Source organism: Bizionia psychrotolerans (genome assembly GCF_001039595.1).
In genome coordinates this window covers 1-11,957 of the sequence record NZ_JNGS01000006.1, presented here as the reverse complement: position 1 = coordinate 11,957, position 11,957 = coordinate 1, and the positions used below count along the sequence as shown (strand labels likewise).

The following is an 11,957-nucleotide window of genomic DNA, read 5'->3' as shown; positions in this document are numbered from 1 at the left end:
TTTTTTAACCCTAAACAAACTTTTTTTTTGCCTTTTTTTGAAATAGTTTTCTATTTACAGCTAATCAACACCTTACAGGTAGAAGTTCTTCAAGAAAAAGAAGCCCTACAAGTAATTATCTATGAAATTGGTTAATTAAACTAATAATTAAACCCAAATTATTTAGACACACAGACTAACTATTTGCTGTCGATATATGTTCATTCATGTATATGTCTAGTTTTAAAAATTAATACCTACATATATATTGTATCTAAATATTTAACCTATTATATTTGTCCTTTCATAATTACACCATATATAATGATACAAATTACATTGCCAGATGGCAGTATAAAATCAGTTGAGCCAGGAACAACACCAATGGACGTTGCAAAAAGCATAAGTGAAGGATTAGCTCGTAACGTTATTTCTGCAAAATTCAATGATACAATTGTAGAGACTAAAACGCCATTGACAAAAGACGGAACTCTTATTTTATATACATGGAATGATGATGAAGGCAAGAAAGCATTCTGGCATTCTTCAGCACATATATTAGCACAAGCTATTGAAAGCCTCTACCCTACTTCTAAATTATGGGTTGGGCCAGCAATTGATAATGGGTTTTATTATGATATAGATTTAGGTGATGAAACCATTTCCGATAAAGACTTTAAAAGCATTGAAGACAAAATATTAGAAATAGCTCGAGGTAAGCATGAATTTAACATGAGAGAAATTTCAAAACAAGACGCGCTATCCTATTATAAAGGAAATAACAACTATAAGGTTGACTTAATAAAAAATCTAGAAGATGGTACCATCACCTTTTGCGATCATGACACATTTACAGATTTATGTCGTGGTGGTCATATTCCAAATACTGGAATTGTTAAAGCCGTTAAAATATTAAGTGTTGCTGGAGCGTATTGGAAAGGTGATGAAAACAATAAACAGTTAACGCGTGTTTACGGGATCTCATTTCCAAAGCAAAAAGAATTAACAGAATACCTTCATTTATTAGAAGAAGCTAAAAAACGTGACCATAGAAAGCTTGGTAAAGAACTAGAGCTATTTACATTTTCACAAAAAGTTGGACAAGGTTTACCATTGTGGTTGCCTAAAGGCGCTGCATTGCGTGAGCGTTTAGAAAATTTTCTTAAAAAAGCACAAAAAAAGCGGGATATGAAATGGTCGTGACGCCACATATAGGACAGAAAGAACTATATGTAACATCTGGTCATTATGAAAAATATGGAGAAGATAGTTTCCAACCTATTCTTACACCTAAAGAAGGCGAAGAATTTCTATTGAAACCCATGAATTGCCCACATCATTGTGAAATTTACAATAGTAGTCAATGGTCTTATAAGGATTTGCCGAAACGTTTTGCCGAATTTGGAACGGTATACCGATATGAGCAAAGTGGTGAATTACATGGCTTAACACGAGTACGAGGTTTTACGCAGGATGATGCACATATATTTTGCATGCCTGACCAATTAGATACCGAATTTAAAGAAGTAATTGATTTAGTTTTATATGTTTTCGGTTCACTAGGTTTTGAGAACTTTACAGCACAGGTATCCTTACGTGACCCTGAAAAACCAGGAAAATATATTGGAAGTGATGAAAATTGGGAAAAAGCAGAAGCTGCCATCCTAAATGCCGCCAAAGACAAAAATTTAAATTTTGTTGTAGAAACTGGCGAAGCCGCTTTTTATGGTCCTAAATTAGACTTTATGGTTAAAGATGCCTTGGGAAGACAATGGCAATTAGGCACGATTCAAGTTGATTACAACTTACCTGAACGTTTCGAATTAACATACAAAGGCAGTGATAATGAGCTTCACCGACCAGTTATGATTCACCGTGCACCTTTTGGTAGTATGGAGCGTTTTGTAGCAATTTTATTAGAACACACGGCAGGAAACTTCCCATTGTGGTTGGTTCCTGACCAAGTAATTGTATTATCTATAAGTGAGAAATATGAAAAATACGCGAAAAAAGTTTTAAATTCGCTAGAAAATGACGAAATTCGCGCCCTAATTGACAATAGAAATGAAACTATGGGCAAGAAAATTCGGGAAGCCGAAATGAAGAAAATCCCATATATGATTATTGTTGGTGAGAACGAAGAACAAGAAGGCAAAATTTCTGTTCGTCAGCATGGAGGTGAGGATCTTGGCATGATTTCTGTACAAGAATTCACTGACATATTAAACAAAGAAGTCAATAAAACATTAAAACAATTTTAATAAAAATTAAGTTAAACTAAAATTATAAAGCCATAGCAATACGTAGAAGAAGACAGGCTCCTCGTCGAGTAAGTCAAGAAGATCAGCACAAAATCAACTCTAAAATTAGGGTTGAAAAAGTGCGTTTAGTAGGTGACAATGTTGAAGTAGGCGTCTACCCAACAAAAGAAGCATTGGCAATAGCTGATGAACAAGGGCTTGACCTTGTTGAAATATCACCAAAAGCAGATCCTCCGGTTTGTAAAGTGATGGATTATAAAAAGTTTCTTTATGAACAGAAGAAACGCGAAAAGGTTTTAAAAGCAAAAGCTTCTAAGGTAGTTGTAAAGGAAATTCGTTTTGGTCCTCAAACAGATGATCATGATTACGAGTTTAAAAAGAAACATGCCGAAAAGTTTTTACAAGAAGGCGCAAAGCTGAAAGCCTTTGTGTTTTTTAAAGGAAGATCCATTGTTTTTAAAGAACAAGGACAAATTCTATTATTGCGTTTAGCGCAAGATTTAGAAGATTTAGGTAAAGTAGAACAAATGCCTAAACTGGAGGGAAAACGAATGACGATGTTTCTTGCTCCAAAAAAATCAAAATAAAACTGTTTCCGACGCTTCGGAGCAGATTAAAGATAGTAAGCGAAATAACTTAAACTAGGAAGAACAATGCCTAAAATGAAAACCAAATCTAGTGCCAAGAAAAGATTTAAAATAACTGGTACTGGTAAGATTAAAAGAAAGCACGCTTTTAAGAGTCACATCTTAACAAAGAAATCTAAAAAGCGTAAGTTAGCATTAACGCATAGTACATTAGTACATGAGAATGATGTTAACAGCATTAAGGAACAATTACGATTAAAATAATTGTAATAACGTTCGGTTAGAATTATTTACAAACCCTGGAGTTAGGCTCTAACAAGTATCTGAAAAAGATCGCCTACTACAAAAAAATTTAAAATTATGCCAAGATCAGTAAATTCTGTTGCCAAAAGAGCCAGAAGAAAAAAGGTGCTTAAACAAGCAAAAGGATACTTTGGACGTCGTAAAAACGTTTGGACAGTAGCCAAAAATGCGGTTGATAAAGCGATGCAATATTCGTACAGAGACCGTAGAAACAAAAAGAGAACATTCCGTGCATTATGGATTCAGCGTATTAACGCTGGAGCTAGACAACATGGTATGTCTTACTCACAGTTTATGGGTAAATTAAAAGCTAATAATATCGAACTAAACCGTAAGGTTTTAGCCGATTTAGCTATGAATAACCCAGATGCATTTGCAGCTGTAGTAAATAAAGTAAAGTAAGGCGTTTCGCCTATTGTAAAACATATTTCGCTTATAAAGAAAATCCGAATCTTAATTGATTCGGATTTTTTTTTGTTTTGAAATAAAAAACAGCGACATACTAAATAGCATATCGCTGCTTCGTGCTAATTAATCAAATCCCTTAAACTTAATTAATTTAAACAATATAACATTCCGCCATATTGACCTTAATAGCTTACTGTAAGTAAATTTAATGCTAAAAACGCTCTGTACGAAAAAAGCGTTTTGAAATGCAGTAGTATGTATGTGAATGTAAATATCCGCATATTTTCAAGCCATGTCTAATTTAGAGGTTTACTTTATTTCATATTAGTCACAAAAAAAACAGCGACATCTAATTTGGATGCCGCTGTCTTAAATAGAATCTATTTACTAATTTACCTAGTATTTAATAACTCGTTTTACAATTTCGTTTTGGTTAACTTCAATTTTTAAAAGATAAACACCATCCTCATAGTTGTTCAAATCTATGATAGATTTCGTAGTGGTTTCTGTTGTATTTAATAATAACCTTCCGTTTAAATCATAAAGTGTAATTTTTGATTCCAATGAATTCGGGAAGCTAATGGAAACGTTACCACTAGTTGGGTTTGGATACACCTTAATATTTTTTAAAGCTTCTACCTCTTGTAAGCCTAAAGTTTCTTGAACATTTACGACAATTTCTACACGTGCACTTTCGCAATCGTTAGTATTTGTACTAGTTACCCAGTAAGAGGTTGTGCTAATCGTATCTGTACTTGGTGTTGGTGCTGTTTCAGAACCTGTTCCTCCTGTTTCTGTTGTGTACCATAATAATCCTGAACCACCTGTTGTTGCTGTTAAAGCGTTGGTAGTATCTCCTAATTCATAAGCTATTAAAGTTGTTGTTGTAGGTATACTTGGTATCGTAGCCCCAGTTGCTACAGGTGAACCAGCTAAAAAGTTTTGGGCTTGACCTGTTAACATCCAACTGTTAATTATAGTTGCATTATTTTGGTTTGCTGTAGCATCAAATATAGTGGCAATACCAGTATTATTTACAGCATTCAAGCCTTGATTAAACTTATAGTACACCAATAATCCTGATTCCGTGCCTTGTAATTCACAGTTTTTATTTGCATTAATTTGCCCCTCTGTTCTTGTCATGTCCCATACTCTATATTCATCTATAGCTGCATTTCCAGAACCAACCTGGGATATGTTGAACTCTTCAATAGTGACCATTGGAGTAAAAGTGCTATCTAAATTCCCGTCTATATAAAAGCTGTATAAGTTAGATGAATTTCTGCTTAAGGCTATATGATGCCAAACATCATCACTTAAAGCTTGATTAGACACAAAAAGCTCTTGATAATCATAAAAATTCGAAATTCGAAAATTTAATTTATTGTCTTGGCCAACATAGAAAGTATAAAAATTGTTTATTTCATCTTCATCTGTACCAGTTAAAATGTAAAAAGCGTCCGAAGTTTTAACCCAAAGTTCCACGGTAAATGTATTTGGTAGATCAAGACCATCATTGTTATTTATATAAAATGCATTAGATGCATTGTTATTGACTCTACCCATATGGTAATGGTCTGCTGGTATTGCCACTTCAACCACAGTTTCTACACGTTGGCTTTCGCATCCACTATGATTAGTACTAGAAACCCAATATGATGTAGATCCTACTGTTGATGTGTCTGGTGTTGGGGCTGTTGTTGTACCTGTCCCATCAGTTTCTGTTGTATACCACATTAAACCTGTTCCATTAGAACCTATTGTTGCGGTTAATGGCGATGCAGTTTCGTTTAAAACAAGTTCTAATGGTGTTGTTACTGTAGGTACAGACGGTATTATAGAACCTGTAGTAATTGGAGAACCTGCTAACCAATTAGAAGTCGTTCCTGTTAAACCAAAATTTATTAAAGTTCCATTATTAACTCCTGTTTCATCAATAACTGTTGTTTCTGATGTATTATCTGTCGCATCAATCCCTTGGTTAAATTTATAATACGCTACTAAACCTGTTTCGTCCCCTTGTAATTCGCAGTTTTTACTACTATTAATTTGATCTGCAGTTCTGGCAACATTCCAAATACGAATATCATCAATAGAGCCGTTCCATAGGAAATTACCTTCACTAGGACTAAAACCACCTATAGTAACTTTATTTCCATTAATTGGAGCAGGAATACTATAATTTATAGCCACCAAAATCCCGTCTTTATACAATTTCAATTCTTGTGTTGCGCTATCATAACTAAGAGCAACGTGATACCATGTATTTAATGATAGTATATTTGAATCTATTACGGCATTCCAACTACCATTGTGGCCTGCAGATAATATTCCATTTGGTACCCAAAAAGCATGCTGTCCAGAATTACTTGATCCTGAAATTATATTATTAGCGGATGTAACTGTGCTCATTGAAATCCACGCTTCTTTTGTATAGGAAGCAGGCAAAATATTACCGCAATCAACATAATCATTTATACCATCAAAATTTAAATGGGTTGCTGGTGTTGGTGGTAAAATAATCCCAAAATTTTGCCAAACTGGTGCAGCTTGATAAGTTGCTACTGTTCCTGCAGGAATATGTAAAGTTGCCATACCAATATTTACACCTGTAAAAACATTGCTATTAATAGACAATGGTGTTGCCCATTCCACTGTAACCGAAGTTAAAGTATTACAAAATTCAAATGCATTAATACCAATATTTGTTACCGAACTAGGAATAACCACAGAAGTTAAACTAAAACACGCATTAAATGAAAGCTGTCCAATACTTGCAATAGAATCCCCCATGTCTACGGAGGTTAAGTTTGTACAAAATCGAAACGCACTATTCCTTATTTCGGTCACGGTATTAGGAATTGTAATTGAAGTTAAGGTTGTGCTATTTTGAAAAGCAGCATCTAAAATTGAAACTACAGTATAACTAACACCAGCGTTTGAAACCGTTGAAGGCACGATTAATTCCCCTACATAACTTGCAGACGAAGTAACACCCACAGTATTGTTAGTCGTTGAAATAACAGAATAATTAACACCTCCTAAAGAAAAGGTTTGAGCTGAAGCTGTAGTTACAAATAGTACAGCAAAAAATAAAAGTAATTTTAGTTTCATAAAAAAAATTAGTTAGAATTGATTGTTGTCCAAAACTAAATTTTAATCCATGAAATGCAAATAAACAGGGATGAAATGCGTATAAATGTATTTGAGCGGCTATTTTAACCGTTTAGCGAAGGTTCTAGACATAGGAATCTCAATCCCATTTATAAAAACGGATGTTGCCGTAATCCGATGAATTTTTGTTTTATTAACCATATAAGACCGATGACTTTGTGCAAATATATCAGCTGGTAATTGCTCAATAATGGTATTCAAGGATTGTCTGGAACTATATTTTTTTGTCTTTGTATATATATTTACGTAATTACCATCTGCCATAATATATTTAATATCATCATATTCTATATTAACCGTATCGTAACCATCTTTAAACTGTAAATTTTGAGTTTGCTTATTTTGAATAATTAAACCAATAGCGGCTAAAATATCCACCTTCTTTATGGGTTTGGTTAAATAACTATTCGGTTTGGTTCTGATGGCCTCACTCATTAACGAATAGTCTTGTTGCCCTGTAATAAAAACAACGGTTGCGTTTTCGTTTTTTGATTGAGATAGTTCTATTCCTGCATTTTCACTATTCAAATTAATATCCATCAGGATAATATCTGGTAAAAAACATGTCATTTCTGAAATAGCTGTTTTTTTATCGTTGGCAATTTTTATATTTTTAAAATGTTCTTCCGCTAGAATCTCTGCAATATAATCTGCAATGAGGATTTCGTCTTCTACAATTAAGATTTTAGTGCGTAAATTTTTATTCATTATTTAATTTTTGTTCAATTGAAAATTTAAATCCATTGCTGGTATCAATTCTATAATCTACTTTAATTTGTCGACATAGTTTATCAATAAGTTTAGGCACTATGGTTTTATTATTTGCTGTTGTACCGTTATCGGAATAATGGAAATATAGCATATTGTTATTATGAGATAATTCAAAATTAATTTCCTTACTACCTTGTTTTTCAAAAGCATGTTTTATAGAATTGATGCAAAGTTCTGTTAAAAGTAATCCAAAATACATGGCATAATCTGTAGGGATTTCTACAGCATCAATAGAAAAATTAGTTTCAATATTATTGTCCTTAAATACATCAAAAAAACTAATTTTAACATCATTTAAATAATAATGTAATTCTAATTTTTGTTTGTCTTCGTTTTTATATAAATGTTTGTGTAATGTAGAAATAGCCTCTACTTTAGTCAAAATATTTTTAAGCAGAAACTTATTTTCTTCCGATGTTTTTTTTAATTGATCGGAAATAAGGATGACAACCAACTGTAAATTATTATTTATTCTGTGATTGGCTTCGCTTAATAAAAATTCATTTTCTTGAGATAACTTTTGAAGTTCTTTATTGCTCTTTTGTTCTTTTTTCAAGAAATAGCCAATTAACAACGTTAATCCTATTGCAGCTAAAAGCAGACCTATACTAACATACAAATTGGTTTTGTTAGATGCTAATGCTCTATTCTTATTTTCAATTTCTAGTTGATTTATTTTAATTTCATTTTCTTTTTCTGCAAGTTTGTACTTTTCTTTTAAATCCAGCAAAAACTTGTCTTGGATAATTAAATTATAGTCGTTCTGTAGTTTTAATATTAGTTTTGAATACTCATTTGCTTTTTCAAAATTCTTATTTTCTTCATATAAACCTTGAATTGTAATAGCATAATTTAATTGTTTAATTAATAAATTATGTTCTTTTGCAAATTCTAAAGCTTCTAAAGCGACTTCTAAACATTTCACCTTTTGATTGTCTCTCAATAGACTCATAATATAGCTAACATAAGCATCCGACTGATGTTGAACCATATTATTTTGTTTAGAATACTCAATTAACTCTATAAAATAACTTATCGATTTTTTATAATCTTTTTCTCTCTCGTATACACTTGCTAACTCTAGTTTAGAATAAAAAACATTGTCTTTATCATCAATTTTTTCGGCAATTTCTAAAGATTTTTGTGCATATTTAACAATGGAGTCTTGTGTGAGATAATACTCTGTAAAAATTGCTGCTTTTCTATTGTAATATTTAGCTAAATAAATATCACTAATTGTAGTGTTTTTTTAAAATAGAGGCTGCTTTATTTTCATGCTTAATAGCGTCAGTGTACAAACCTCTACTTCTATAAAATTCAAGAAGTTTAATATGATATAAAAATTCTAATTCTCTACTTTTAATCTTATTAATCTCTAATAGAGCTTTTTCATAGCTTTTATAAGATTCATCAAAATTTGATTTTAATTTATAAATCTGAGCTAAGCCAAGTAAAAAATGTATTTTTTGTTCAGTGTTTTTAGTTTCAGCTATTTGTTCAGTGTAAAAAGCTATGCCTTCATTAAGTTCACTTTTAGATACCAATTTTTTACCATATTCTACTAATGAATCATTTTGAGAAAATGATAGTTGCGATAACAATAAGAAAAAATAAATAATACGATGTTTCATTCTGGGTATTTTGCTATCATTTTACTACTCTAAAAGAAAGCAATTTTTACATGGTTGCTAAATTTATCGGAATTAAGCTTTTATAAATTTTTTGGTTATTTGTTCTTTTCCCGAAATAACTTCAATAAAACATATACTTATCTAATGCTAATAGATTGTTTTTTAAAAAACAAATATTCCCTATAAATCATATATTGAAAAATAATATAAAACAATGAATTAAAAACCCAAATATCGATATACGGATCTCTAAACAAAACTAAATCAAAATTTCCAGATAAAAATATGGTAATACTACAGCATAAATATAAAATTAAACCTAATGAAAAATTAAAATAATTATGTTGTTTCTCAAAATTTTTAATAATGAATAACAGCGCATAAACTACTAAAATAAAAGATGTTGAAACAATTTCATAAATATTAAAACTCCAAAATAATTCAGGGTTTAAATAATATATATATGCTAAAATTAATATTTGAACGATAAAAACTGAAACTATTATTTGCTTAATAATTTTTTCTTTGAAAAGCTTATGGAATAGAATACTTAAGAAGGTAAATTGAAAAATAAAATAAAAATGCGAAATAAATAAATTCAAATTTGGATACAAATATCCAATAATATGACAGGTAATTTCTATGATTAATAATGAAATTAAGTATACCAAAAATACCTTAAAAACCTTTTTATTTACCGCTGAATCTGTTACGAATAAGATGGTATTAAATAATAAAAAAAACAAACCTACTAAACTAAAAAGGAATACATATAATACATCCATAAACTAAAATTATGTTTTTTGTTTCTTTTTACGAGCTGCGGGAAACAACACGTTATTCAAAATTAATCGGTAGCCTGGAGATGTCGGATATAAATCTAATTCTGTTTTCGGATCGCCCACTTTATGGGTGTAATCTTCCGGATCATGACCACCATAAAACGTAAAAAAACCCTTTCCTTTAATGCCATGAATGTATTTAGCTTCACCATTGGTTTTGTTCTCACCCATAACCAATACATTGGCTTTTATCTGATCACGACTATAGGATGTTGTTTGTCCCATAAATCCTTTAACTAGAGCCGTATGATTCTGACATAACATAGTTGGAATAGGATCCCATTTAGCGGAAAAATCCATAAGGGTAAAGTAATCTGTCATTTTTGGAATTTGACGTTTCGTCGTCATATCAATCGATGAAAATTCGTAGACATTAGGATCGCGTTCCAAAATAAAATCTTTAAATGCGAAGGTCCTATTATAATCAATTTTACTTTGGTAATTCGCATCACTGGCATCACCATCAAACATGGGTTCACAAATATCGACACCGTCAGCAGATAAGGCAATATCAAAACTATCAGTTGCACTACACATGGCAAACATAAAACCACCACCAATTACATAATCTCTTATTTTATTAGATACCGCTAATTTTTCATCGGAAACCTTATCATAACCTAATCGTTTTGCCAATGCTTCAGCTGCTTTCTTTTCTTCAATATACCAAGCTACAGCTTTATAATTGGAATAGAATTTCCCAAACTGACCCGTAAAATCTTCATGATGTAAATGCAACCAATCATATAACAATAAAGCATCATTTAATACTTCTTCATCATAAATGGTTTCATATGGAATTTCAGCGTAGGTTAATACCATAGTAACAGCATCATCCCAAGGTAAATTTCCTTTTGGAGAATACACGGCAATTTTAGGTGCTTTTTCAAGAATAACAGATTCCATGTTTTTACTAGGACTGCTTATTTCCGTAAGAATAGCTTCTGCTTTAGAATCCGAGATTACCTCGAAGGAAACGCCACGAATTTGACATTCTCGACGAATACGTTCCGTATCAGGTAATAAAAATGAACCACCTCTATAATTTAATAACCAATTTACTTTTAATTGATTATCTAAAGTCCAATAGGTAATGCCATAAGCCTTCAAATGATTCTTTTGGCTTTCGGCATCCATTGGAATTAAAATATAGGACGCAAAACTGTTCAATGTGAACAAAAATAGGAGCAGAATAGTAAACTTTTTCATAGTTGAAAGATACAGAAAATAAAGACCTTTCAAATCAATTTAAAAAATATTTAACCTTGAATATAGGCTAGTTTTTCCCTGAAAGTAGACTGGCAATAACTTTAGTGCTCTCAAATTGTTCTAACATGATTTTTAAGAAAACAGTAATTGGAATGGCCATAATTAAACCTGGAACTCCCCAAAGATAGCCCCAAAGCATCAACATTACTAATACGGTAATCACATTTAGGGAAAAAGATTTCCCCATAAAAATAGGTTCTAAAATAGATCCAAAAAGAACTTGAACACCTGTTATGCTTATAATAAAGAAGAATAAAACACTCGTTGGATCTAACTCAATAAAAGCAAAAGCAGAAAGTAAAACGACGGTTATGATAGAGCCAACCATTTGTACAAAATTTATTAAAAACGCAAATAATCCCCAAAAAATAGGGAAACTCACATCAAAAAACAGACAAGCTAATCCGGTTCCAATTCCTGTTGCCAAACTAACTGCAAACTTAACTTTGACAAAGGTCATTAAATCGTTCTCAATTTTAATAAAGGTTTTAATAGAGGTATGTTTCAGTCTAAGAAGTGTGCTATTCAATACTTTTTGAATATTAATGGATTCCGCTAACCACAGCACCACGAAAAATACCGTCATCAAAATCATGGTTAATGTTTTTCTAGCAAAATCAAGCGTGACACCTATGGTTTCTTCATGAATAAATTGCTTAAAAAGACTTTCTTTACTATCTACTTCAATACCAAATGTTTCATTAGCCGTAAGTAAAAGGGCATCAAATTTTT

Annotated in this window: 10 protein-coding genes and 1 pseudogene; 4 read left to right on the top strand and 7 right to left on the bottom strand. The window is 31.6% G+C overall.

Translation table 11 applies throughout. The features are described from left to right. Positions 1 to 303 precede the first annotated feature (303 nt). The 4 genes and pseudogenes from thrS (at position 304) to rplT (ending at position 3,532) form a co-directional block, all read left to right on the top strand. Positions 304 to 2,240 (top strand): annotated as a pseudogene (gene thrS / locus GK51_RS00785) (threonine--tRNA ligase). Between the two features lie 38 nt (positions 2,241 to 2,278). Further along, a complete protein-coding gene (gene infC, locus GK51_RS00780) occupies positions 2,279 to 2,827 on the top strand; it encodes a translation initiation factor IF-3 (protein ID WP_082132685.1) in 549 nt (182 codons plus the stop codon). Between the two features lie 66 nt (positions 2,828 to 2,893). Then, the gene (gene rpmI, locus GK51_RS00775) at positions 2,894 to 3,091 is read left to right on the top strand and encodes a 50S ribosomal protein L35 (protein ID WP_048331050.1); all 198 of its coding nucleotides are present in this window, start codon (positions 2,894 to 2,896) and stop codon (positions 3,089 to 3,091) included. 96 nt (positions 3,092 to 3,187) lie between these two features. Next, complete coding sequence (gene rplT, locus GK51_RS00770) at positions 3,188 to 3,532, top strand: 50S ribosomal protein L20 (protein WP_048331048.1); 345 nt, start codon at positions 3,188 to 3,190, stop codon at positions 3,530 to 3,532. 402 nt (positions 3,533 to 3,934) lie between these two features. On the opposite strand, the gene GK51_RS02400 is transcribed toward rplT, so the two are convergent. The 7 genes from GK51_RS02400 to GK51_RS00735 all read right to left on the bottom strand — a co-directional run. After that, entirely contained in the window at positions 3,935 to 6,652 is a 2,718-nt protein-coding gene (locus tag GK51_RS02400) for a LamG-like jellyroll fold domain-containing protein (protein WP_053069190.1), read from the bottom strand. A gap of 99 nt (positions 6,653 to 6,751) precedes the next feature. Next, positions 6,752 to 7,420, bottom strand: coding sequence for a LytR/AlgR family response regulator transcription factor (locus GK51_RS00760; protein WP_048331046.1), 669 nt, complete (start codon positions 7,418 to 7,420; stop codon positions 6,752 to 6,754). Further along, on the bottom strand, positions 7,413 to 8,435 hold the full coding sequence (locus GK51_RS00755) for a sensor histidine kinase (RefSeq protein WP_197072702.1): 1,023 nt from the start codon (positions 8,433 to 8,435) through the stop codon (positions 7,413 to 7,415). The genes GK51_RS00760 and GK51_RS00755 overlap by 8 nt, the downstream gene beginning before the upstream one ends. Positions 8,436 to 8,715: 280 nt before the next feature. Beyond that, positions 8,716 to 9,114, bottom strand: coding sequence for a hypothetical protein (locus GK51_RS00750; protein ID WP_048331043.1), 399 nt, complete (start codon positions 9,112 to 9,114; stop codon positions 8,716 to 8,718). Between the two features lie 137 nt (positions 9,115 to 9,251). Further along, complete coding sequence (locus GK51_RS00745) at positions 9,252 to 9,899, bottom strand: hypothetical protein (RefSeq protein ID WP_048331041.1); 648 nt, start codon at positions 9,897 to 9,899, stop codon at positions 9,252 to 9,254. Positions 9,900 to 9,908: 9 nt separating this feature from the next. Then, positions 9,909 to 11,093, bottom strand: coding sequence for a hypothetical protein (locus tag GK51_RS00740; RefSeq protein WP_048331054.1), 1,185 nt, complete (start codon positions 11,091 to 11,093; stop codon positions 9,909 to 9,911). Positions 11,094 to 11,232: 139 nt separating this feature from the next. Continuing rightward, on the bottom strand, positions 11,233 to 11,957 hold a 725-nt coding region (locus GK51_RS00735), incomplete at its 5' end, for an AI-2E family transporter (protein ID WP_048331040.1).